Origin of the sequence: Streptomyces sp. NPDC059740 (assembly GCF_042733155.1) — a bacterium.
In the GTDB taxonomy this organism is placed as follows: Bacteria; Actinomycetota; Actinomycetes; order Streptomycetales; family Streptomycetaceae; genus Streptomyces.
On sequence record NZ_JBHWGP010000022.1, the window covers coordinates 1 to 22875 of the forward strand.

At 71.6% G+C, this 22875-nt stretch carries 19 protein-coding genes; 4 read left to right on the forward strand and 15 right to left on the reverse strand.

The genetic code is table 11. The annotated features are described in order from the left end of the window. Positions 1–112: 112 nt before the first annotated feature. Positions 113–628, forward strand: a complete 516-nt coding sequence (locus tag ACFV3R_RS22710; RefSeq protein WP_385585990.1) for a hypothetical protein — start codon at positions 113–115, stop codon at positions 626–628. A 642-nt stretch (positions 629–1270) separates the two neighbouring features. Here ACFV3R_RS22710 and ACFV3R_RS22715 read toward each other — a convergent pair. Further along, on the reverse strand, positions 1271–2515 hold the full coding sequence (locus ACFV3R_RS22715; RefSeq protein WP_385586257.1) for a helix-turn-helix domain-containing protein: 1245 nt from the start codon (positions 2513–2515) through the stop codon (positions 1271–1273). A 536-nt stretch (positions 2516–3051) separates the two neighbouring features. Between ACFV3R_RS22715 and ACFV3R_RS22720 the strand changes: the two genes are divergently transcribed. Then, complete coding sequence (locus tag ACFV3R_RS22720) at positions 3052–3594, forward strand: hypothetical protein (RefSeq protein ID WP_385585993.1); 543 nt, start codon at positions 3052–3054, stop codon at positions 3592–3594. A gap of 436 nt (positions 3595–4030) precedes the next feature. Here ACFV3R_RS22720 and ACFV3R_RS22725 read toward each other — a convergent pair whose 3' ends face one another. The 5 genes from ACFV3R_RS22725 to ACFV3R_RS22745 all read right to left on the reverse strand — a co-directional run bounded on the left by ACFV3R_RS22725 (position 4031) and on the right by ACFV3R_RS22745 (position 9139). Further along, positions 4031–4819: a DeoR/GlpR family DNA-binding transcription regulator gene (locus ACFV3R_RS22725; RefSeq protein WP_385585996.1), complete on the reverse strand. Its 789-nt coding sequence runs from the start codon at positions 4817–4819 to the stop codon at positions 4031–4033. Between the two features lie 203 nt (positions 4820–5022). Then, a complete protein-coding gene (locus tag ACFV3R_RS22730; RefSeq protein WP_385585998.1) occupies positions 5023–6036 on the reverse strand; it encodes a zinc-dependent alcohol dehydrogenase family protein in 1014 nt (337 codons plus the stop codon). 66 nt (positions 6037–6102) lie between these two features. Further along, complete coding sequence (locus ACFV3R_RS22735) at positions 6103–6582, reverse strand: RpiB/LacA/LacB family sugar-phosphate isomerase (protein WP_385586001.1); 480 nt, start codon at positions 6580–6582, stop codon at positions 6103–6105. Further along, positions 6579–7379 carry a triose-phosphate isomerase family protein gene (locus ACFV3R_RS22740; RefSeq protein ID WP_385586004.1) on the reverse strand — a complete coding sequence of 267 codons (801 nt, stop codon included), beginning with the start codon at positions 7377–7379 and terminating at the stop codon, positions 6579–6581. The genes ACFV3R_RS22735 and ACFV3R_RS22740 overlap by 4 nt, the downstream gene beginning before the upstream one ends. Next, complete coding sequence (locus ACFV3R_RS22745; RefSeq protein WP_385586007.1) at positions 7376–9139, reverse strand: dihydroxyacetone kinase family protein; 1764 nt, start codon at positions 9137–9139, stop codon at positions 7376–7378. The genes ACFV3R_RS22740 and ACFV3R_RS22745 overlap by 4 nt, the downstream gene beginning before the upstream one ends. A gap of 268 nt (positions 9140–9407) precedes the next feature. On the opposite strand from ACFV3R_RS22745, the gene ACFV3R_RS22750 reads away from it, so the two are divergent. After that, positions 9408–10745: an MFS transporter gene (locus ACFV3R_RS22750; RefSeq protein WP_385586009.1), complete on the forward strand. Its 1338-nt coding sequence runs from the start codon at positions 9408–9410 to the stop codon at positions 10743–10745. Between the two features lie 266 nt (positions 10746–11011). Here the strand turns inward: ACFV3R_RS22750 and ACFV3R_RS22755 are convergent, their stop codons facing one another. The 9 genes from ACFV3R_RS22755 to ACFV3R_RS22795 all read right to left on the reverse strand — a co-directional run bounded on the left by ACFV3R_RS22755 (position 11012) and on the right by ACFV3R_RS22795 (position 21244). Next, positions 11012–11509 (reverse strand): hemerythrin domain-containing protein, encoded by a 498-nt coding sequence (locus ACFV3R_RS22755; protein ID WP_385586012.1) that lies wholly within the window; start codon positions 11507–11509, stop codon positions 11012–11014. Between the two features lie 168 nt (positions 11510–11677). Continuing rightward, entirely contained in the window at positions 11678–12946 is a 1269-nt protein-coding gene (locus ACFV3R_RS22760) for a PP2C family protein-serine/threonine phosphatase (RefSeq protein ID WP_385586015.1), read from the reverse strand. A gap of 558 nt (positions 12947–13504) precedes the next feature. Further along, positions 13505–14026: a hypothetical protein gene (locus tag ACFV3R_RS22765; protein WP_385586018.1), complete on the reverse strand. Its 522-nt coding sequence runs from the start codon at positions 14024–14026 to the stop codon at positions 13505–13507. 354 nt (positions 14027–14380) lie between these two features. Next, positions 14381–15286, reverse strand: coding sequence for a hypothetical protein (locus ACFV3R_RS22770; RefSeq protein ID WP_385586021.1), 906 nt, complete (start codon positions 15284–15286; stop codon positions 14381–14383). After that, positions 15283–16089 carry a hypothetical protein gene (locus ACFV3R_RS22775; protein ID WP_385586023.1) on the reverse strand — a complete coding sequence of 269 codons (807 nt, stop codon included), beginning with the start codon at positions 16087–16089 and terminating at the stop codon, positions 15283–15285. Before ACFV3R_RS22775 ends, ACFV3R_RS22770 begins: the two co-directional genes overlap by 4 nt. Then, entirely contained in the window at positions 16086–16751 is a 666-nt protein-coding gene (locus ACFV3R_RS22780; protein WP_385586026.1) for a hypothetical protein, read from the reverse strand. The genes ACFV3R_RS22775 and ACFV3R_RS22780 overlap by 4 nt, the downstream gene beginning before the upstream one ends. Positions 16752–17208: 457 nt before the next feature. Next, complete coding sequence (locus tag ACFV3R_RS22785) at positions 17209–17847, reverse strand: response regulator (protein WP_385586029.1); 639 nt, start codon at positions 17845–17847, stop codon at positions 17209–17211. Continuing rightward, a complete protein-coding gene (locus ACFV3R_RS22790) occupies positions 17844–19040 on the reverse strand; it encodes a sensor histidine kinase (protein ID WP_385586032.1) in 1197 nt (398 codons plus the stop codon). Before ACFV3R_RS22790 ends, ACFV3R_RS22785 begins: the two co-directional genes overlap by 4 nt. Positions 19041–19045: 5 nt before the next feature. Continuing rightward, positions 19046–21244 (reverse strand): MMPL family transporter, encoded by a 2199-nt coding sequence (locus ACFV3R_RS22795; protein ID WP_385586035.1) that lies wholly within the window; start codon positions 21242–21244, stop codon positions 19046–19048. A 216-nt stretch (positions 21245–21460) separates the two neighbouring features. Here ACFV3R_RS22795 and ACFV3R_RS22800 point away from each other — a divergent pair, with 216 nt between their 5' ends. Further along, positions 21461–22798: an FAD-dependent oxidoreductase gene (locus tag ACFV3R_RS22800; protein WP_385586038.1), complete on the forward strand. Its 1338-nt coding sequence runs from the start codon at positions 21461–21463 to the stop codon at positions 22796–22798. Positions 22799–22875: the final 77 nt, after the last annotated feature.

The following is a 22875-nucleotide window of genomic DNA, read 5'->3' on the forward strand; positions in this document are numbered from 1 at the left end:
ATACAAAAGCCTCAAAGTCGACCGACATACCTACATAGCCACCCTCGACATCAAGATCTTGACACCAACGAACAGGCCTTAACTTCACGGCCTTGGCCCTTAGGGTCGTCCTATGACCAGTGACGGTGTAGTCGCGGATGAGGCGATCCGTGCGGCGTGGGACTCGTACCGGGTCCTGGAACAACGGACTTCCGCGGAAGAGCGCCAGGAGGCGCGGCAGCGCATCGAGGGTGCTGTGGAGACCTACGGGCGCGAGGAGGTGTCCCGGGGCACCGTTTTCCTGGTGGGTGTCCTGACCGGTTACCTGATCGCCGAGCAGCCCGGCGGCCAGGACCGGCTCGATCCGCTCAGCGATCTGATTCCTGCTGTGATCCGTAAGCTCCCCGCCTTCAAGACCGCCGACCCGGCTCAGGTGCCGATGGCCACCGGCGTTCTCATGGCCGCTGCGATGGGCATGGACACCGTGGCGTGGCGCGACCGGTTCGGAGAGATTCCGCCGCAGGAGGCTCTGGTACACGGCTTCGTGCTGTGGCTCCTCGCAGACCTCTTCGATTCCCTGGCCGGACGGCCCGGAGTCATCGATCAGATGATGCGGGAGACCCTGGACTCCATGGCCGCCGAACAGTGACAGCCGGCAGACCGGTGCATGAGCGGCAGGGATCTGCGACTCCGCCCAGCGTGAGGGTGACTCCCCGGAGGGAGCCGAGGAGCCGCCGTTCAAGGACCGTGTCCGAAACCTCAGGTACGGGCCCGGCGTCCGGTGCTCTGCTGTGCGCGCCCAGGAGAAGAGCCGGATGGGCGGCGATCAGCGGAGGACGCCGTGCCTCACCTGTCTCCCGGACTCCGTAGTAGTAGATCGTCATGGTGCCGTGGCCGTCGGCGTCGCAGTGCGCGAACCGCCGGACGGCGACCGGGTGGACACGCGGAGGTGCGCCAGGTGCGAACCAGCGCCGGCATCTGATGGCCGCCGCAGCCCAGTCGGTTGTACCGGCCGTGCGGAGGGCGCTGCGCATGCAGGGGCGGAGCATGCCCAGGCAACACCCCGCGTACGCGACCCGGACCGGGTTCAGCCTTGCCGGCTGCCGCAATCCCTGCGCGCAGCGGAGCCGTCTCGGTGTAGCGAGGCCAGGTCGGGCCCGGATCAGGCGGGCGAGTCCGTGGTGACCGAGGCGATGGCGGTGCCGTGCAGCCGCGCCGAAGTGGTCAGGTCCGCTCCGAGGGCTCTTCACCGATCAGCGCCGGCCGTGGCATCTGTCCCGGTGGCGCTCGCCTACGAAGCAGGCGAGACCGTTCCGACCCGCAGGTACTTCGCGAACTTGATGTCGGTGAGGGGTGCGTAGGTGTCAGTGGTGTCGCCTGGCGGCTTCGATCCGTACTCGGACATGAAGCTGAAACTCTCGGCGTTCTTGACGTCGAAAGCACCGTAGTTCTGCAGTGCCTTCGCGACCATCCGCTCGTACGGCTTGAGCGTGGTGTCGGCGTCGATGTCGTACGCGGGGTCCAGCCAGATGAACTGGCCCTCGCGCCAACGGCCTGTATCCCGCCCGTCACTTCTCACCGCCGGGAAGACGTACTGGCTGTTGTTGTCGGGGGCGCCGAAGCTCAGGGCGTGCTCGATACGGCCGGCCTTCCAGTCCGCGCGGGTGATCATTCCGGCGAGACGGGAAAAGCCACTGCCGGTGGCCTGGCCCTTCCTGGTGAGCGATGCGCGGCGGGTGTCGGTCACGGCTCCCCACTCACAACTCGGCTTGTTGGCTGACATCTTGATCCGCCAGCATTCCATCGCCCGACCGTTCGGTGCGAGCACCACCGTCCATTCGCGCTTCGGCACCTTCCACGACGCGTCCCAGGGGAAACCGATTCCTTCGAACGGGTCGGGCCCCCAACTGCCGGTGTGTGAACGCGGGGTGATCTCGTAGGTCGGGGTCTTCGAGGTGGCCCGGTACACCGGAAAGCCGGCCGTGCCGGTGGACAACTGCGCCCGGCCCGGGGCGAGCAGGTCGTCCACCAGCTCCGCGGAGTCGCGCGCCAGGTGAGAATGCGGATGCCGCTGGTTGAAGACGTCGGCGGCGGCGAAGAAGCGGGCGGCCTCGGCAGCGCCCGGAGGCGGCGCCTTGTCCGCCGGCCGACTCGCGAGAAGGGCTCCGCCGACCACCAGCACGAGCGCGGCAGCGCCGGCAACGGCAGCGACCAGCCATCGCCGATGCGGTGTCGGCGTTATGTCCGGTGGCGTGTCCGGTGGCTTGTCCGGTGGCTCGACGAGTTCGGCCGCCGCTCGCCACCGTCCCTCCCATTCGGCGCGGTCTCCGCCGCATGCTTCGGCGTAGGCCAGAGCGACTTCCAGAGGGGGCAGCTCTCCGCCCTGGGCGGCCGCGGACAACGCACTGGACGACTGGCCCGTACGTGCAGCCATCTGACGGTAGGTCGGGCCGCCTGCCGAGTTGCGAAGGGCCCGTAAGTCGGAGGCGAACCGCTCTGCCGGGTCGCCCGACGGGTGTGCTGAGGTAGCGGTCACCTGCTCGCCCTCCAAGCCGGGACACCTGTCGCCCTCGGGTGGAGTGCGGACGACTCCCCCGAGTCTAAGGGGTCCTTGCCATATGCCCGCCCGGGCCGCGTGGTCTGGCACCGCACCTCGCGGCGTTGCCGAAAAGCCCTGGTAGCTCCGCTACGAGGACTCTCCGGCGCCTTGCGATGCACGGCACCGGACCACGCGACCTCATCGGACGCTCATATGGCAAGGACCCCCAAGGGCTGTCCCGTGATCCCCGGAGGATCAGCGAGCGGCGTCCGGTGCGGTGCAGCGCGCGGCGGAGAGCCGCCCGCATACTCGGTGGTGTTCGGGCGATTCGACTACGCGGCGAGGCGCCGTGCCGGGCGCCGGGAGCCCGCCGGGGACCACGGGACAGCCCTTGGCGTGCCCGCCGCCACTCGGCGTGGCCTTGGCCGTCCTCCGGCTCCGCGAACCGTGACCCTCCGGACCGGACATCCCGAGAAGCCGCCGGATCCGGGGAAAGGGCCTCGCGCGGCGGCCCGTCGCAGAAGGATGGACGCATGGACCAGGGATGGGCGGCCCTCGCGGGGGCCGGAGTGGGCGTGCTCGGCACTCTGTGCACCTCGTGGCTGACGTCCGCGGCGGCTCGGCGTCTGGCTCGCGACCAGGGGACGGCCGCTCACGGTCGGGAGCTGAGGAGCGAACGCCGCGAGGTGTACCTCGCCTTCATGGAGGCCGCGGAGCCGGTCGACGCCGTGCTGCACCGCATCGCCCACCAGGACGGCGTACCGGCAGCCGTCCGGGACGTCCCGCCCCCGGCCGAGGTGTTGCACGAGGCCGTCGAGGAACTCGGTACCGCGGTGCACACCCTCTACCAGGCACAGGCACGGCTCGACCTCATGGGACCGGAGGCCGTCGCCGTGGAGGCTGTGAACGTGTGGTCGGACGTACGGTCCCTGCGGACGTACCTCGAGCTCGTGCTCCGGGAGGAGGTGCCGGACGGCGGGTACCGCACCGGTCTCGAACGCGCGGTGGACGCCGTGGAGGTGAGCCGGGAGAAGTTCGCCCGGCGCGCTCGCGAGGTGATGGAGACCGCGCCGTGAGGCTGTCCGCAGACCCCGGAGGCCGGAAGTCCGGAACCTCGGAAGGGCGGCACCGACCACCGCCGATCCGGACGTCGTTGCACCTCGCGCCCGAAGGCCGCCGAGCGGTCCCCCCCCGGAGCCCGGGACTCCCGCCTGAACCGCAGCAGCATCGCCACCGTCCACGACACCGGACCGTGCCGGGCCACCCACCGGGCACTCGGCCAGGGCCGGCCGGCCGCCCCCACCGCCGGCTCCGGGTCCGTCGACCGGTGTGGCGGATGCCGCAGGAGACCGGCTTCTTCCGGCCGGTGCTCGTGGCCCGCGCTGGTGAGCAGGTGGTGCTCCCGCCGCTCCCTCGGAGAGTGGCGGTGCGGTGGGGGCACCCGGTACTCGGCCGACAGCGCCCACCTCCGAGGCGCTTTCGGGCTGCGTACCCCGCCCGGCTCTGCCTCGACTACTCCCGGGGCGCCAGTTCCAGGCGCACCCCCAGTGCGCGCAGTTCCTCACGCTGGGGTTCGGGGAGGCCTTCGTCGGAGATGACCAGGTCGAACTCGGTGAGGGGGGCGAGCTGGTACAGCGCCTGCCGGCCGAACTTCGAGTGGTCGACCAGCAGCACCCGCTTCCGGGCGGCCCCCAGCAGGGCGCGCTTGACCAGGACCTCCTCCTGCGACTGGTGGTAGCAGTGGCCGTTGTCCACGGCGGAGGCGGAGATGTACGCCACGTCGGCGCGCAGGGAGCGTGCCATGTCGGCGGTGAACATGCCGACGAAGGCGTTGAACGACGAGTGGTAGACCCCGCCCAGGCCGATCACCTGGATCTCCGGCTCGTCGGCGAGCTCGTTGATGACCTGCAGGGAGTTGGTGATGACGGTGAAGGTGCCGCGTTCGGCCAGCCCGCGGGCGAACGGCACCGCGGTGCTGGAGTCGTCCACGACGACCGCCTGCCCGGGCTCGGCCGTGGCGAGGGCCGCCGCGCAGATCTCGCGCTTCTCGCGGGGCATCGCTCCGCTGCGCCAGCGTGCGTTGGACTCGAAGAGCGCGCTGGGGGCGGCGGTGGCGCCGCCACGGACCTTTCGCAGCCAGCCCTGACGTTCCAGTTCGTCGAGGTCGCGGTGGACGGTCATCTGGCTCACGCCGTACTCGGCCACCAACTCCTCGATGGTGACCTGGCCCTCCTTCAGGACCCGGTCGGCGATGCTCCGCCGCCGCGCTCTGGGGCTCGCCTTGCCACCGTTCTCGGTCAATGCTCCAAACCTTCCGTCACACCGGGGCTGCCCTGCCGGTCAACCGAGTCTAGGACGTCCTTTGCAGGTCCTGCCGGGCTCGGCGGCCCGTTGCTTCGGTGGTGCACCGCCGGCTGGTCCCCGGCCGGCGGCATGGGGTGTGCACGGCTTCCCCGAGGCTGCCCGGCGCGACGGCCGGGCGGCCTCGGGTGGGCCGCGGGGTGTCAGGCGCCGGGGGCCAGACTCGGCACGATCTGGATCTTCCGGCCGGTGCCCTGCGAGAAGGTGTCGAGCGCCTTCTGGTACTCGTCCAGGCCGAACCGGTGCGTGATCATGGTGTCGGAGTCGATCCAGCCCTTGGCCAGCAGGTCGAGGGCCCGGCCGTAGGAGTGCAGGATCGCCATGCTGCCCACGATGCGGATCTCGTCGTTGTAGATGCGGAACGGGGAGAACCTGGCCTGCTCCTGGTCGGGGGCGCAGCCGAACTGCTGGAAGGTGCCGCCCCTGCGCACCCGGGTGAAGGCGTCCTCGATCGCCGGCACCGCGCCGGTGCAGTCGACCACGACCTCCCAGCCGGTCGTCACCCGGTCCAGTTCGTCGGCGCTGGTGGCCACGTGGTCGGCGCCGAGCTGCTCGGCGACCGCGAGGCGGTCGGCGTTGAGGTCGACGACGGAGACCGAGGCGGCTCCGTTGCGGCGCGCCGTCTGGAGGTAGAGCAGGCCCATGGTGCCCGCGCCGTAGATGAGGAAGTGGTCGCCCACGGACGGTGCCACCACGTCCAGGCCGTGCACGATGGTGGACAGCGGCTCGATGAGCGGGGCGTGTCCCAGGTCCACGCCCTGCGGGAGCCGGTAGAGGTTGGCGGCCGGGACCTTCACGTACTCGGCGCAGGCACCGTCCATGGTGATGCCGATGGTGCCCCACTTCTCGCAGAGGTTGCCGCGGCCTATCGCGCAGAAGTGGCAGGAGCCGCAGTACACGGCGGGGTCGGCGGCAACGCGGTCGCCCTCCGCGTATCCCTGCACCTCGGAGCCGACCGCGACGATCTCACCGGAGAACTCGTGACCGGGGACGACGGGGTAGACGGTGGGGCCGAACTCGCCCGCCAGCATGTGCACGTCGGTGCCGCACAGGCCGACTCCGGCGACGCGCACGACGACGTCACCGGGGCCCGGCGTGGGGTCGGGGAGGGTGGTCACGTGGAGCTGCTTGGGGGACTCGATGACTACGGCACGCATGGGATTGCTCCTGACTTTCTTGTCCGGTTCTCGCGAGGCGGGGGCGTGGCTGAGGCGCTGCCGGGTTCAGGCGGCGCCGAGGAAGCGGGACTCCACCTGCTTGATCTTCTCGACCTTCGGGGCGGACCCGCCGCCGGCGAACTCCGAGCCCAGCCAGTGCTCCAGGCACTGCTTGGCGCTCTCCAGGCCCATGGTCCGCTCGCCGAAGCAGGCGATCTGTGCGTCGTTGGACTTGCGGGCGCGCTCGGCGCTGTAGGTGTCGGGGATCTGCGCGGCCCGCACCCCGGGGATCTTGTTCGCGGTGATGGCCATGCCGATGCCGGTGCCGCAGACGAGCACGGCGCGGGCGAAGGTGCCGGCCGCGACGTGCTGGGCGACCCGGGAGGCCACGTCCGGGTAGTCCTCGTCGGCGGCGGCCGAGTAGTCCACGACCTCCCAGCCCTGTGCCCGGAGGTGGGCCGCGAGGGCGTCCTTCATGGGCAGGCCGACCTCGTCGGCGCCGATCGCGATGGTGCCCGCCGTCGGGGCGGGGGTTGCGGCTGTCATCGTTCTTCCTCCGGTTCGCAGGTGCCGGGCGGGGGATCCATCTCGTCGAGGACCTTGCCGAGCCCGGTGGGGTCGTGGGCGCGCCGTCCGAGGAACAGTCCGTCCACGGGGGCGCCGTGTGCGCGCAGTTCGGTGAAGGTGCCGGGGCCGGCCGTCCCGCCGTAGAGGATCCGGCCGTGGACGGGGTAGCCGTCGAGGCAGTCCCGGACGGCGGCGGTCACCTCGCGCACCCGGTCGGGAGGGGCTGAGCGTTCCGCGCCGATGGCCCAGACCGGTTCGTAGGCCAGGACGACCTCGCTGCCCGGGGCGGCCCCGTCCAGGGCGGCGCGCGCCTGGCGCAGGGTCTGCTCCACGGCGGCCCCCGCGTCGTGTTCGGCGTCGTCCCCGGCGCAGATGACGGGGATGAGTCCGGCGCGGGTGGCGGCGGCGGTCTTGGCCCGAGTCACCTCCTCGCTCTCGCCGAAGTGGCGTCGCCGCTCGGCGTGGCCGATCTCGGCGTAGGCGGCGCCGGTCTCCGCGAGCTGGGGTGCGGAGACCTCACCGGTCCAGGGGCCCTCGTCCGCCCAGTGGACGTCCTGCCCGCCGAAGCCGACCCGGGTACCGCGCAGCAGGCGGCCGGCGTCGCTCAGGGAGGTGAACGAGGGCAGGACGAACAGGTCGAGACGGCTCAGCTGCTCCTCCCGGTCGGACGCGAGCGCCGCGACCTCGCGCAGCCAGGCCGCCGAGCGGGCCACTCCCATGTAGAGCTTCAGGGAGACGCCGACGAGCGGCCTGGCGGCGGTAAGGGCGGCGGTCATGGTGTGGCGGGCTCTCGGTTCAGGGTGGTCGCGGCGGCGCTGAGGATCAGGGCCAGGGAGGTGGCGCCGGCGTCGGGGTGGCCCTGGCTGAGGGAGCCCATGCGGGCGGCGCGGCCCCGGACCGGAACCAGGTCGGCGGTGCGGGCCGCTGCCTCGGTGGCTGCGGCGGCCGCGGCGTCCCACGCGGCGGCCAGGTCCTCGCCGCGCGCGTCGGCGGCGGCCAGTTCCTCGGCGAAGGGGGCGAGCGCGTCCAGCATGGTCTTGTCCCCCACCTGGGCGCCGCCCAGGGCGGAGATGGTCTCCTGCGCCGACCGTGCCGCCCGTGCCAGGTCCGCGGGTCGCACCGTCTCCAGGCCCGTGAGGCAGGCTCCGGTCTCCGTCAGGAGCGCTCCGTACAGGGCGCCCGAGGCGCCTCCGGAGGCGTCGGCGAGAGCCAGGCCCGCGGCCATCAGGGTGGATCCGGCACTGGCGTCGGCGTCGGACTCGACCTCGCGTGCCCGGGCCACCGCGGCCCGCAGGCCGCGCACGATGCCCCGCCCGTGGTCACCGTCCCCGGCCACCGCGTCCAGCCGGCCGAGCTCGGCCTCCCGTTCGGCGACGAGGTCGAGTGACGCCTGGAGTGCGGTGGTCACCACGCCGTCGTCCGGTCCGGGGGCCGTGGTGGGTGCGGGCACCGGTGCGGTGCCCTGCTCCGCCTCGGCCAGCGCGTACCTCTCCTCGCCGGCGCCGGGGAGCCTGCGGAAGGCGGGGGTGTCGCAGGGGGCGGCGTACAGCTCGGCGAGTTCGTCGTCGAGCACCATGAGGGACAGTGAGACGCCGGCCATGTCGAAGGAGGTGACGAACTCGCCGACCTCCGGCAGGAACGGTCGCAGTCCCGCGGCGGTGAGCCGGCGGCACACGAAACGGTAGACGGCGAACAGTTCCTCGCCCTTGGTGGCGCCGAGGCCGTTGAGCAGGACCGCCACCCGGCCGTCGCCGCGCTGCGGCAGGTCCGGGAGCAGCTGTTCGACGAGGGCCTCCGCGAGGCCCTCCGGGTCGAGAGTGCCGCCGGTACGCAGGCCGGGTTCCCCGTGGATGCCCATGCCGAGTTCGCAGGTGCCCGGCGCGACGGTGAACAGGGGCTCCTCGGCGCCCGGGAGGGTGCAGCCCGCGAAGGCCACTCCGAAGGTGCGGGTGTGCGCGTTGGCGTGGGCTGCCAGCCGCGCCACCGTGGCGAGGTCGTCACCGCGTTCGGCGGAGGCGCCGGCGACCTTGAAGACGAAGAAGTCCCCTGCCACGCCGCGGCGGTCGCGTGACGGGTCCACGGGTGCGCCCTCCACGGGGGGCGGGCCACTGGCGACGTCGTCGGTGACGAGCACGGTACGGGTCTCGGTCCCGTCGGCGGCGAGCCGGCGTGCGGCGAGCCCGAAGTGCATGACGTCACCGGCGTAGTTGCCGTAGGTCAGCAGGACTCCGGCTCCCGCGTCGGCGGCGCGGGCCGTGCGGTAGACCTGTTCGGCGCTGGGACTTGCGAAGACGTCCCCGATCGCCGCGGCGTCCGCGAGGCCGGTGCCGACGAGACCGGCGAACGCGGGGTAGTGCCCCGAGCCACCGCCGATCACCACCGACACCTTGCCCGGACGGGGGGCGTGACGGCCGAGGAGTCCCGAGGCTCCCGGGACCCTGCGGACCGTCCTGGCATAGGCATTGGCCATTCCGTCGAGCCAGTCCTCGCGGAAGGTCTCGGACCGGTGGCCCAGGCCGTGGGCTGCTGTGGTCATTACTTCACACTCCTGAGCGCCTCATCGCGTCAACACTGTTTGATTTAACACCCAAGCCACCTCGCTGTCACCCCTCACTGTTACGCAGACCGCTACCCCGATAGGCCGCAAAATCCGCAAATCAATGGCGAAAAGGGACGCGGTAAGTACCCCCTGTACACAGAGGCAAGGAGCTGAGACTTCTCGTACGTAACACCTTGCGTGAGAAGTTCGCGTGAACAATGATGCGCAGGGCCCAGGGACGCTCTCGCACCGAAGGAGCCGCGACATGTCTCCCGTACCTCCGCCGGCCGCTCCGGCCACCGGCACTCCCCCACAGCACCGCACGCTCGTCGACCGTCTGGGAATCCCCAAGCCACTGCTGCTCGGGTACATCGGCGTACTGCTCTTCATGGTCGGCGACGGCGTCGAATCGGGCTTCATCGCCCCGTACATGGCCGACCACGGCGCCGGCAACGAGATCCACGCCTCGTACGTCATCACCGTCTACGGCGTCACCGTCATGCTCGCCTCATGGCTGTCCGGAGCCCTCTCCGAGCTGTGGGGACCGCGCCGGGTGATGATCATGGGGCTTGCCTTCTGGGTCGTCTTCGACGTGCTGTTCCTCGTCTTCGCCCTCGGCCCGCACAACTACCCGTTGATGCTGGTCTTCTACGGACTGCGCGGCTTCGGCTACCCGTTCTTCGCCTTCGGCTTCCTCGTGTGGATCACGGCCACCGCCCCGCAGGCCACGATGGGCAAGGCCGTCGGATGGTTCTACGTCGCCTTCACCGGCGGGCTGCCCACCCTCGGCTCGGTCGTCGCCGGGATCACCAACCCCCTCTTCGGCGAGTTCGGCACCCTCTGGGTGGCGCTGTGCGTGATCTCCCTCGGCGGTGTGATCTGCCTGTGGGGCGTGCGTGAACGCACCGGCTTCCAGCGGCTCGCCGCCCCGGGGGTACGTCCCGTCCAGTCCCTGCTGTCGAGCCTCTCGATCGCCTGGACCCATCCCCGGGTCGCCGTCGGCTGTGTGGTCCGCGTGATCAACACCGCGCCCGAGTTCGGGTTCCTGGTCTTCCTGCCCACCTTCTTCGGCAAGCAGCTCGGGTTCGGTGAGGGCCGCTGGCTGACGCTGCTCGCCGTCATCTACGGCACCAACGTGCTGTGCAACCTGCTCTTCGGCGCGATCGGTGACGCCATCGGGTGGCGCCGCACCATCGCCACGTTCGGTGGGCTCGGCTGCGCCGTGACCACGCTGATGCTGTACTTCGTGCCCCAGGCCGTCGGCAGCCACTACTGGGTCGCCATCGCGGTCGGCATGCTCTACGGCGTCGCGCTGGCCGGGTTCGTTCCCATCTCGGCCCTCATCCCCGCCCTCGCGCCCGACAACAAGGGCGGCGCCATGGCCCTGCTCAACCTCGGCGCGGGGGGCGCGGCCTTCGTCGGTCCCGCGTTGGTCAGCGTGTTGCTCGGCCCGATCGGTCCGGGTGGCGTGGTTATCGTCTTCGCCGCGCTGTACGTGTTCTCCTCGTTCCTGACGCTGTACCTCAAGACGCCGGAGGAGCGCGGCGAGACGGCGCCGGTGCCGGCCGGGGTGGTCCCGGAGCGGCAGGTCACCGAGGTCTGAGCCTCGCCGGACGGGCCGCCTGCGGTGCGGGAGAGCGTCCGGACGCCGCAGTACGCCCCATGACCGTGCACCCGCCCCCCCACCGGGGCGGGTGCACGGCTCTTCTGTGGCCGCCTCGCCACGCCGGATCGGCGGCAGGCCGGGACCGAACGCGCGGCCCGTCGACGCCCGGAAGCGGCCGGCGCACGTCGCTGAAGCAACACACCGGGCAGCACGGGTGTCGACGGCGGAGGACGTGGTGAACGCCGGCGTGCCGATCGCGCGGCTCACTTGCCGGCGGCTCCGACCAGTTCCCGCACCTTGCCGAGGTCACCGCAGTCGTCGCCCAGGTACTTCGCACGCGCGGTGCGGAAGGCCTGGCCGAGCTGGGAACGACGGTCGGCGGTGACGTTCTCCCGCGCGTCGTTGAGCAGGGTCCGCTCTTCTTCGTCCGCGTGGTGGTTGACCGCGGTGACGAGGTCCTCCAGCCTCTCGTCCCACTCCTCGGAGCCGGTGTCCTCGACCTCGAGCAGGGCGAGCAGCGCCTCGTTCGCCTCCCGGTGCTCGTGCACGCTGTGGTCGACGTCGTCGCCGTCCACGTTCTTGTAGCGCCGTAGCGCCGGGTAGACCTCGTCCTCCTCGGCCGAGGAGTGGGCGATGAGCAACTGCGCGAACTCCCCGAGGGCGGCGGACCGGTCGGCCTGCGCGTTCCGCATGGTACGGAAGAGATCCTCCATGCGGCGGTGGTCCTCCAGGATGAGTGCGACGACGTCCGTGGACGACACTGTGACCTCCCACTGCTGACTGACAACGTGCCGGTCCCGCGGATACCCCCTTTTTCCCGGCGCAGGCCCGCGTCCGTGCACGTCGAGCGGTGGCCGGACGACCGGCCGGCGCCTCACCGGGTGCGCCAGGTGTTCCGCGCGGCTGCGTGGTGGGCACTCCGGTGCCCTTCAGTGCGTCGACGGAGGCCGAGCCGGCAGACCGACCCGGGGTTCGATCGTCTCCGGCTGGTAGGGGGCCGGTCCGTGCCATTCGAGCAGCAGCACGGTGGCGTCGTCGTTGAGCCGACCGTGGTGGTAGTCCAGGTGGTGGCGGATCAGCCGGCGCAGCGTCTCCGGTACGGGCAGGTCGTCGGTGTGGTGGCGGATGAGGAAGTCCGTCAGCCGTTGCAGGCCGAACTCCTGCCCGGCGTCGTTGCGGGCTTCGGTGATGCCGTCGGTGTAGATCAGGAGCCGGTCGCCGGGTTCGAGCTGGTCGCGGCAGACGGTGGCGGGCAGGTCCAGGGCGGTGCCCATGGGGGGCGCGGGCGGGCAGGCCAGCTGCACCACCGTGCGGGGCGCCCGGATGATCACCGGGGGGTGGTGGCCGAAGTTGGTCCAGGTGAAGGCACCGGTGGTCAGGTGGAGGCGGGCCAGGATTCCGGTGACGTAGCGGGTGGAGCGGAACTGCTCCGTCAGTGCCTTCTCGATGCCGTCCGCCGTCTGGAGGAGGTCGGCTCCCTGGGAGCGGTGGTTGCGGCAGGTGGCCATGGCGAGGTTGGCGGTCAGTCCGGCGGCCGTGTCGTGGCCCATCGCGTCGAAGACGGCCAGGTTGACCGTCTGGCCGGACAGGGAGTAGTCGAAGGCGTCCCCGCTGACCTCGTAGGCGGGTTCCATCACCGCGCTGATGAGGAGCCGGTCGGTGGCGAAGGTCCGCGGCGGCATCAGGCGCCACTCCATCTCGGAGGCCACCTTCATCCGGCGCCGGCGGATCAACCGGGCGTAGGCGTCACTCGTGGCGCGCTTGCTGACCAGGAGAAGAGCGATCAGGCCCGCCAGTTTCTCCACGTCCTCGTCCGGCTCCGCTTCCGTGTGCGGCAGCCCGACCCTGAGCACGCCGATGCGCTCCGTTCCGTCCAGGAGCGGGGCCCACCACTGGCCCGTGGAATCTGCCGACGCCGGGAAGATCTCACCCAGCTGGAAGGCCCGTCCCGCCACCGTTCCCTCGACCTGCAACTCCACCGGCGTCCGGGCGTCGGTCCCTGGGTCCTCCTCGTCACCCCCGGTGAGCAGGTGCAGCCGTTCCTGCTGGAGGTCGGCCAGGTAGATCGCCACGTCCGACCAGCCGGCCCTCGCCGCGTGCGTCACCACTGCCGCGGGAATCTGCTCCAACGTCATCAGGTGGCTGGCCGCTACCAGGTCCCCCAGCACGCGCGCACGCACGTCCGCAGGATCAACCATCAGGCACCTCCTCACCCGCCGGAACGGACGCACACGGCACAGGGACCCTGCCGGCCATCGCCACGCTAACCGGAACGACTGCTTCCGTTCGGCGGTGACACTCGAGTGTCCGGCGTGAAGCGGCCCCTGGGCGGTCCGGACGAACCGGAACGGTGGCAGCCACCGGCGCCCGTCAGGCACGCGCTGTGCGCCGCTCGGTGGACCGCGGCGTAGCCGGCTGATCACCTCCCCGGTCTCCGGACGCAGCCGACCTGCCCCACCCCTCCTGGAGTGGATGGGGGTGGCCCTCGTCGCCCCGGAAAGCGGTCGCAGCTGCGGACCCGGCGGGAAACGCGTCGAGGGTCGAAACCCTGCCCGAGGGCCTCCTCGCCGGCAGCTTCCCCGCCCACCTCGCCTTGTGTCACGCCCAAGGCCTGGGGGTGGGCACGGCTCCCACGGAGCGCCGGCCTGCACGCCTCGCCACTCGTCATGCCGCGAGGTGTGAAGGCCGGCTGAGGTGTGCTCCTCGCAAGGAGGGGAGCAGTCGGCGTGAGGGGGGCAGAGGTCCGCTCGGCGGGGTCAGACGGAGGTGATCTCCAAGGTCACCAGGCTGTCGATACTGGGGACGGACCCCAGGCCGGCCGTGCACAGGAGGACGTTGGCCGCCGGACCGGTCTGGTCGAGCACCACCGTGTCGCCCTGGAACAGGCCCGAGGTGACGGTGCCGGTCTGGAGCACCTCCAACACAGCGCCGGCGACAGTAGTACTGAAGTGCAGCGACAGGGTGCTCTTCTGCCCCGTGTTCCAGGTCACCACGATCGTCGTACTGCCGGAGGACAGCAGGTCGAGACAGCTGCGCTGACGCGGGGGGTTGCTGACGTCGGCGGTTCCCGAGGTCAGTCCGGGTTGCGACACGGAGACACACGGGCCGAGTTGGTACGAGATCGTCGCTGCGGAGACCTGCTGGGCGCTGGTCAGCGGCGGGTTGTAGGTGGAGACCGCGCTGCTGGGAGGAGTGCAGGTCGCGTCGAGCAGCCCAGCCGTCGTGGCGGCGGCCGGCGTGGCGTACCCGACGCATCCCGCCAGAAGAAGGGTTGCCACCAGCAAGGCCGACAACCGGGATCTGAGGTGTACGGGAGCCGATATGTGTCTCAGCACGTGAGGGCCTGCTTCCGGTCTGGTTCGTGCTGCGGTCGCGCCTCAGAACCTCTGCCGGCAGTACGGGCGCGCAGGAGAGCCGGCGGTCCCGCAGCACTGCGGGTCGGTGAATTCCCATACTGCTCTCGTACGGCCTGGCACGTCAGGGCGCGAGGAACTCGCGCAGGGGCCCTGTGGGGCGCGCACTGCCGGGAGTGCGCCCCCACCGAAAGCCGCCACACCGAGCACCGTTCTCCGCGGGTGCAGCCGCGCATACCCGCCCCGCCCTGCCGCGGTCCCGCCGGTCGGTAGGGGGACTCAGCCCAGGAGTTGGCTCTGGAGGACCACCGTCTGCTGGAAGGCGACCTCCGCCCCGTGGTCGCCCTCCGGGGCCGACTGCAACACGACCGCCAGCACATCCCCCGCCTGGACGTAGGCCTGGCGGACGCGTGCGGCGCCCCGGGGGTGTGCCTCGTCGTAGACCGTGCGGGACACCTCGGGGACCAGTGTCACCCGCGCGAAGCCCCGGACGTCGGACACCGCGTTTGCCGCACCGCGGACCGTGTACTGGGGGCGGTCGCCCGGCGCCAGCCGCAGCAGCAGGTTCTCCGCCGCGGGAGCGGTCCGCAGCTGCAGGAGGTAGATCCGCGTGCGGGTTCCCGCCGGCGTCGTCCAGCCACGAGCGGCGAGGTGCCGCACGCTCGCCTGGACGATGTCGGACTCGGCCTGCTCCCGCTCGCCGGGGACCATCTCCTTGAGGTACGTGGACAGCGGCAGCCAGCCGTCGGTGCCCTTGAGGTCGGGATCGAGGCCGGCGTGGGCCGGGGCAGGCAGAACCAGGGATCGCAGGTCGGCGTAGTGGATCCGGGCCACGTTGGTCGCTGCGAAGGGCCCGGGGCGGCCGGCCGGCAGCGCGGGGCGGCTCAGTCCGGGAAAGTCCAGACGCCCGTCCGGGGCGGTGGCGAGCCCGGGCAGGTCGGTTCGCGCCGGCCGCGTCACCGCCAGTGCGCCACCGCCCGCGAAGAGGGCGAAGACGAGCGCCGCCACGCCCCAGCGCAGCACGGGGCCCCAGTGTTTCGGACCCGCCGTGGGGACACCCGGTGTCCCCACGGCAGAGGCGCCCTCGGGGACCGCCTGCTCTACGTCCGGCCCCATGGGTACCGGTGCCGGTGCGACGGCGTGGTCGCGGGGCTCGCGGGCCACCGGGGTGCGGGCCTCGCTCATATCGTCCGCCCTTCCGCGGTGAGGTGGTCCAGTTGCTCGGCGAGGACGCTCGTGGCGGTGTCGGCGTCCAGCGGCCGGCCACCGACGAACACGCCCCTGACCATGACCTCTCTCTCGTACGCCAGGCAGAGCATGCCGTCGAGCCCTCCCGCGTCCTCGCCGTCGGTCAGCGGCATCAGGTAGCAGTGGGCGGCGGGATGGCCGGGGACCCGGGCGTGGCGCAGCACAGGGACGTGGTCGAGCACGCCGGTCGTCGACCTCGTGATCGCGGCGGCGGAGGTCCCGCGTTGCAGCGTCAGTGCGAGGGTGAACCGGTCGTCGGTGGCACCGGCCAGGTAGCTGCGGGCGACGAGGCCCTTCCACCCGTAGTCCTCCGCGTGCTTCTCCACCAGTTCGCGCAGGCCTCTCGGGAGGTCGGCGGCCTGTCTCCGCATGGCCTTCGTCGCCTGTTCGCCGGTGAGGGCAAGGTCGGACCCGTAGCCCTTGATGTCGGGGCCCCGGTCCAGGCGTCCGGCGTCGTAGGGCAGGAGCATGCGCTCCAGAGCGGCGACACTGCGGTCCCCGCGCCCGGTCGGGCCGGGGGCGGGTGCGGTGGCCCCGGCCGGCCGGGGCAGCACCCACCGGGGACCCTTCGCCGTGTGACCGGCGTGCGCCACCGTCACACCGGTGCAGGTGAGGCCGGCGACGACGGCGAGCGTCAGGACGGCCGTGCCGACGGTCCTGCCGCGGAGACGGCCGCGCGGCGCCGTGGCGGCCGCCTCCGCGGCCTCGGGTACCGGATTGCTCTCGGCGGGGCTGGTCACAGTCGCTCCCACTGTCGTCCCGCCAGGTCTGCCAGCGCCTTGACGGGGATCTTCTTGTCATCGCCGTCCACCCAGATCTGGAGCAGGACGTCGCCACGCCAGGCCACGGCGTACCCGCTGCTGGAGGGGGAGTCGCCGGGGCCGAAGACGTAGGCCCCGCCGTCGTGTGCCCCCGGCACGGCCGCCTGCCCGGTGGGCCGGCTGTCGGTGGTCTCACGGCTCGCCTGGTCCACGAACTCGGCGGCGGCCGTGGTCCGTTCCTGGCGGTACTGGACCAGAGCGATCTGGACATCGCCGAGTCCGGTCTGGTGCCAGCCGATCTGGGCGGCGCGCCGGAACTCCGCGTCGGTCTGCTCGGTCAGAGCACTGCCGGCGTCGTCGAACTGCGAGGCGTAGTCCTCCAGGGAGAGCCACTGCGCGGTGTCCGGCAACCACGGCAGAGGGGTGGCGCCGTTCGGCTTGCGCACCAGCAGCTGCCGCAGGTCGCCTTCCGTCCTCGCCTGCCGGTCCCCAGCGGAGGACCGGTGATTGGGGGCCGGCCCCGACGCCTGCTCCAGGGACTTCTGGCCGAGTGCCGGGAGGGGGGTGGGTGGTCGCTGGGCCTGCACGACGTACCCGGTGCAGACGCCGGCCAGGACCCCGAGCGCGGCCGCGGCCGCCACCGGGACGAGAGCGCGCCGGCGCCCCGAGGTCGGCTGAAGAGCCTGCTGAGCCGAGGCGGGTGCGGTGCCCGTCAGGTCAGAGCCGACATCGTCCGCCTTCGGCTCCCCCGTCGGCGACGCGAGGTCGGGAGCCCCTGTGAGAGGTGCCGGCCGGGCGGGCGGCGGCTCGGGCGGAAGTGGTCCGGTGGCTTCCGAGGCGGCATCCGGCCCCGTGGCGCGGGTCGGCTCGGTCGGCGTGGTCGGTGATGCCGGCTCCCGACCGCTGTGCGGCGTGGTCACGGTCTCCCCACTGTCCAGGTGCGCGTGGTCCGCGCGGTTCGAGGAGAAGACCCGCGAGGCGATCACCTGGTTGTGCGGAGCACGTCACGTTTTCTTCACGCCTTCGGTCCTCGCACCACCCCGGCCCCGACTCCCGCCCGGCAGCAGCCACCCAGCCGCCTCAGGCACCCCGGGCACCTCAAGGGCGTGGCAGGATCCCTCTGTCCATGGCCACCACCACCGCCCGCGTACGGTCGTTCACATCGAGCTTGGCGAACAGCCGCAGGAGGTGTGTCTTGACCGTGGCCTCGGCTATGACGAGACGTCTGCCGATCTCGGCATTGGTGAGGCCGTCGGCCACCGCGTTGAGGACGTCGACCTCACGGTCGGTCAGCGGGTCCTGCACGGGGCGCCGCATCCGAGCCACCAGCTTCTCGGCGACTCGCGGCGCGAGGACCGTCTCGCCGCGTGCCGCAGCGTGCACGGCGTCGACGAGCTGTCGGCGTGTGGTGTCCTTGAGCAGGTAGCCGATGGCGCCGGCCTCCACCCCCCGTTCGATTTCCGCGTCGGTGTCGTACGTCGTCAGGATCAGCACCCTGGTACGCGGGTACCGGGCGACGATCTCGCTCGTCGTCGCCACGCCGTCCAGGCCGGGCATCCGCAGGTCGAGGAGGGCCACGTCGGGGTCGTGCCGCCGGACGAGTTCGAGTGCCGCGCGGCCGTCGTCCGCCTCACCGACGATCTCGACGCCGGCCTCGGAGGCGAGCAGCGCGACCACTCCTGCCCGTACCACCGCGTGGTCGTCCACCACGATGAGGCGTACGTTCCTTCCGCTCATGCCGCCACCCCGTCCGCCGTGGGGACCACTGCCAGTACCCGTGTCCCGTCCCCCACCGAACTCGTGACGGTGAGCCGGCCGCCCAGCTCCGCCAGCCGTTTGCGCATGCCGTCGAGTCCGAATCCGGTGGACTGCTCCACCACGAAGCCGGTCCCGTCGTCGGTGATCTCCAGCTCCACCCCGTGCGACCGGCGTACGAGGACCACCCCGACCGTGGACGCGTGCGCGTGCTTGCGCACGTTGGCCAGCGACTCCTGCGTGCAGCGCAGCAGGGCGATGCGCGTCCGCTGGTCGCACGCGAGGTCGGCGAGGTCGGCCTCCACGGTGAGCCCGGTGTCCTCCTTGAAGCGGTCCAGCGTACGGCGCAGCGTCCGGGTCACCGAACCGGCCGCCGTGGCGCCCGGCCCCGGGTGTGCGGAGGCGACCAGCTCACGCGCCTCGGCGAGGTTCTCCCGCGCGGTGAACTCGATCGACCGCAGCTGCTGTGCGCTGCGTGCCGGGTCGGTGGGGAGGCCCGCTCTTGCCGCCTCCGCGAGCACGATGATCGACACGAAGCCCTGGGCGAGGGTGTCGTGGATGTCGCGGGCCATGCGTTCCCGCTCGTCCGCCGCGCCCTGTCGCTGGTGTGCAGCGGAGAGTTCTGTCTGCGTCCGCTCCAGTTCCGCTATCAACCGGGCCCGTTCACTGCTCTGCGCGACGACCGAGTGCGCCCACAGGCCGATCAGCACCCCCACCGCGACCACGATCAGCGTGGACACCAGCGTCTCGCCGTAGAACTCCGCCGACCAGCCCAGGCGCACCAGGCTCCCGGCCAGGGTGGCGACGGTGGCCAGCGCGAGGAACCCCATCGAGGCCCGGGGGGTGCGTCCGAACATCCAGTAGTGCGGCAGCGTCACCATGAACAGCGCCGCGTAACTGCTGCCCACCCACGCCAGCCCGCCCAGGGCCAGTACGAGCACCGAGAGGTAGAGGTGCGGACGTACGAGGGCGTTCCCGGGAAAGCGCTCCAGTACGGCGTAGCAGAGCACCACGCAGCTGAGCAGCGCCAGCGCCTGGTACTTGCTCGCCTCCGGCGACGCCGCTGTCACCAGCCCGACGGCCATGGCACCGAACAGCACCCAGCACACCGCGTTCCACCGGCGGAGCGAGGTGGCCCAGAAGGCGTCGGCGGAGGTGTCGTCGAGAACAGCCATGCCGATCAACGTACGTCGACCACGGGTCGCTCGTCGCGGGTACGGCCGGATACCCCGGCGGGGCGCCGTCCTCTTCCGCCGGGCCACCAGCTCCCCTCACCCAGCAGCAGCATCGCCGACGGCAGGACCAGGATCCGGACGACGAAGGCGTCGAGCAGCACGGCCGCCGCGAGGACGAACCCGATCTGCTTCATCTCGATGATGTGGAGGAAGACGAAGCTGACGAACACGGTCGTCATCACCACTGCGGCGCTCGTCACCACGCTCGCCGACCTGCGGACTCCGCTGAGCACGGCCTCTGCGGTGGATGCGCCCGCGAGCACTGCCTCCCTGATCCGGCTCACGACGAACACCTGGTAGTCCATCGAGAGTCCGAAGAGGATCACGAAGAGGAACAGCGGGACGCGCGACCCGATCGACCCCGTGGAGTGGAAGTCCAGGAGCTTCTCGGCCCAGCTGCCCTGGAAGACCAGGACGAGGAGTCCCAGCGCGGCAGCGGCGGACAGGAGGTTCAGCACGACGCCGATCACTCCGAGCGCAACGGAGCGGAACGCGTAGGTGGTCATGGCGAAGGTCACGAGCAGCAGCGCCCCGAGCACGACGGGCAGTTCACGGTTCTGGTGCTCGGGGTAGTCGGCGTACCGGGCCACGTCCCCGCTCACTGCGGCCTGCGCCCCTGCGACGCGTCCGACGGTTGCGGGCAGGTAGTGCTCGCGCAGGCGGTCGAGGGACTGGAAGGCCTGAGGGGAGTTGCCGAGGTACGGCACCTTCAGCTCCAGCACACCGATGCGGTGGTCGGCGGACGTCCGGACGCGGGAGGCGCCGGAGAAGAGCGGGTCGGCCCCGGTGCGCCGGGCCAACTCGTGCAGGGCAGCCACCACCTGCCCGGAGCGTGCGGCGTCCGCGCGTACGACGACCTGATGGGTGACCCTGCGCTCCGGGAAGGCCTCGTTGAGCCGGTCGTAGACCCGCATGGCGGGGATGTCGCGGGAGTGTGTGTCCCGGCTCATCTCCGTGATCTTCAGGCCGCTGAGCGGGATGACGAGGGCGAGGAGGCCGAGGAGCGAGACGCACAGCGTGGCCAGGGGGTGCCTGCTCGCCGGCCGCAGGAGCGCGGCCCACAGGCGACCGCCGCTATCACGGTGCGTCCGGCGGGGCGGCTTCCCGCGGGCGGCACGGCGTTGCGCCGCACGTTCGTTCCGATGCCCCAGCTTGACGAGCAGTGCGGGCAGGGCGGTCAGGGAGCTGGCAACCGCGACCAGGACGACGATGATGGTGCCGGTGGCCAGCGAGGAGAAGATGACGTCGGAGGCGAGGTACAGGGTCGCAGTGGAGACCGCGACGGCGATTCCGGAGACCACGACCGCCCGGCCCGAGGTGGCCGCGGCCAGTTCCACGAGGGCTTCGGGCCCGAGCCGGCCGTTCGAGCGGGCACGCTCCTCGCGCTCCCGTTTGAGGTAGAAGAGCGTGTAGTCGACGCCCACGGCGAGACCGATCATCAGGATGACGTTCGTGCCGACCCCTGCGTCGGGCGAGAGGTGTGAGGCCACCATCGAGAGTCCGACGGCCGCCGCGATCGAGGAGAGGGCGAGCAGCAGCGGCACGGCGGCCATGGTCACGGAGCCGAACACGAGCAGCAGGGTGACCAGGGTGACCGGGAGCGTGATCTCCTCCGAGAGAGCCAGGTCCTCGCCGCGCTGCTGGTCGACCCCCTTGCTGATGGAGGGACTTCCGGTCTCCCGCAGCAGCAGTGCCGGACGGGCCTTCCCCACGGCCTCGGTCTGTGCGAGCAGCGCGTCGACCTTGTCCTTCGCCTCCCGCTCCTCGCCGTTCAGCGCCACCTCGACCATGAGCGTCCTGCGGTCCTTCGACAGGAGCGGATCGGCCACACCCGCGACCTCGGGCAGGCGCGCCATCCGGGCGGCCAGGTCCTCAGCGGCTGCTTCGGCTGTGGGGCGGTCGAGCGGGCCCGACCGGGCGGAGATCAGCACCTGTTCGGTGGGTCTGGGTTGCAGGTGTCCCTCGGCGGCCATCGCTTCCGCCCTGCCGGCCTCGCCGACCCGGTAGTCGGCCGTCGTGGCGCTGTGTGTGCCGACAGCGCTGCCGGTCCCGAGGCACAGCACCACGAACACGAGCCAGCCGAGGACGGCCCGCCAGGGATGCCGAGCGCTCCAACGCGCCATGCGCACAGTGAACGTTCTCATGACCGAGAGCCTCGCCAACCGGCCCGGTCGCCGGACAGAGGCACCCGGTTGAACTTCGCGTCCACCGTTCGGTGGACAGCCAGGAGTGCGCCGCGCGCTGGAGGTGTTCGGTGCGGTGCCCCGGCCCCGGGCCCCCGGTGCGCCGCCCCGTGCGCCCTGGTGGCCGTCGGCCGTCTGCGCCATCCTGCACGCCCGGACGGTGAACGGGGAGGCGCGTTGAGGACCGAGGAGACGGGTCATGCGGTGGTGGTGGGGGCCGGGGTGGCGGGCATGCTCACCGCGCACGTGCTGGGGCAGCGCTTCAGCCGTGTGACGGTGGTCGAGCGGGACGCATGCCCGGACGGACCGCCCGCGTTCCGTGCAGGCGTGCCCCAGTCCAGGCATGTGCACGTCCTGTGGTCACGCGGCCTGACGGCGCTGGAGCACCTCCTGCCAGGTGTCGTCGCCGACCTCGAAGCAGCCGGCGGCACCGTCATCGAAGCCCCCGCGCACATGCGCTGGCTCTCCGCTGCCGACTGGTTCAGCGGCGTGCGGGGATCGCACTACCTGTCGATCTCGCGCGAGCGGCTGGAGGCGACGCTGCGGGGCAGGATCCTGGCCCGGCCCACGATCACGTTGACGGACCGGCACGAGGTGACCGGGCTTGTGGCGGGGCGGAGCGCAGGACGGGTGGGTGGCGTTCGGCTGCGCGAGCGGGGCAAGGGCGGTCAGGAGTCCACGGCACGGGCCGGGTTGGTGGTCGTTGCCGCGGGCCGCGGTTCCCGTTCCGGGCAGTGGCTGTCCGAACTTGGCTACCGCGCGCCGGTCACGGAACGGATCGACGCGCACCTCGGCTACGCCTCCCGCTACTACCGGCGGCCACCGGCCGGGGCGCATCGTTGGAAGGCGGTGTACGTGCAGGGCAACCCGGACGTGCCGCGCGGCGGGGTGCTCGTACCGGTCGACGGCGAACGCTGGCTGGTCACGCTCATCGGACAGGGCGACCAGCAACCACCGGTCGAAGCGGACGCCTGGCTCGCCTTCGCCGCCTCCTTGCGCTCTCCTGAGCTGGCGCAGGCCCTCACCGGCACCGAGCCTCTGTCCGACCCAGTGGCTTTCCGGGCGACCGCGAACGAATGGACGCATTTCGAGCGTGCGGAGCGGTGGCCGAGTGGTCTCCTCGTGGTGGGTGATGCGCTGTGCCGCTTCAACCCGGTCTACGGGCACGGGATGACAGTCGCGGCACTGCAGGCGCAGACGATCGCGAGAAGGATCTCCTCGCAGGAACCGGAGGGGGCGGCGGCTCGGGCGGCTGAGCTGCAGAAGGCCGTGGCGAAGTGCCTCAGGGCGGCCTGGGCCATCGCCACCGGAGAGGACTCGCGGTATCCGAGCACCGACGGCCCCGCACCCAATCGGCTCGACCGGATGCAGCAGCGCTACCTGGCCCGGGTACTGGCCGCGGCGAACACCGATCCGGTGGTCTCCGAGGCCTTCTTCGCAGTGCTGTCGCTCAACCGCCGTCCGGAGACGTTGCTGACGCCCCGCATCATGGCCCGCGTCAGCCGCCGGAGGTGAGCCTGTTCCTCGTCACCGGTGGGGCCCGTCCCCGTACCGGGAGGACGCCGGCAGGTAGCCCCTCCCCCGCTCACGGT

Bases quoted from the DNA above. Each gene is read 5' to 3' on its own strand.
- ACFV3R_RS22720 (WP_385585993.1), top strand. From the start codon at position 3,052: ATGGACCAGGGATGGGCGGCCCTCGCGGGGGCCGGAGTGGGCGTGCTC.
- ACFV3R_RS22785 (WP_385586029.1), bottom strand. From the start codon at position 17,847: ATGAGCGGAAGGAACGTACGCCTCATCGTGGTGGACGACCACGCGGTG.
- ACFV3R_RS22795 (WP_385586035.1), bottom strand. From the start codon at position 21,244: ATGAGAACGTTCACTGTGCGCATGGCGCGTTGGAGCGCTCGGCATCCC.
- ACFV3R_RS22760 (WP_385586015.1), bottom strand. From the start codon at position 12,946: ATGGTTGATCCTGCGGACGTGCGTGCGCGCGTGCTGGGGGACCTGGTA.
- ACFV3R_RS22790 (WP_385586032.1), bottom strand. From the start codon at position 19,040: ATGGCTGTTCTCGACGACACCTCCGCCGACGCCTTCTGGGCCACCTCG.
- ACFV3R_RS22710 (WP_385585990.1), top strand. From the start codon at position 113: ATGACCAGTGACGGTGTAGTCGCGGATGAGGCGATCCGTGCGGCGTGG.
- ACFV3R_RS22750 (WP_385586009.1), top strand. From the start codon at position 9,408: ATGTCTCCCGTACCTCCGCCGGCCGCTCCGGCCACCGGCACTCCCCCA.
- ACFV3R_RS22770 (WP_385586021.1), bottom strand. From the start codon at position 15,286: ATGAGCGAGGCCCGCACCCCGGTGGCCCGCGAGCCCCGCGACCACGCC.
- ACFV3R_RS22735 (WP_385586001.1), bottom strand. From the start codon at position 6,582: ATGACAGCCGCAACCCCCGCCCCGACGGCGGGCACCATCGCGATCGGC.
- ACFV3R_RS22745 (WP_385586007.1), bottom strand. From the start codon at position 9,139: ATGACCACAGCAGCCCACGGCCTGGGCCACCGGTCCGAGACCTTCCGC.
- ACFV3R_RS22730 (WP_385585998.1), bottom strand. From the start codon at position 6,036: ATGCGTGCCGTAGTCATCGAGTCCCCCAAGCAGCTCCACGTGACCACC.
- ACFV3R_RS22740 (WP_385586004.1), bottom strand. From the start codon at position 7,379: ATGACCGCCGCCCTTACCGCCGCCAGGCCGCTCGTCGGCGTCTCCCTG.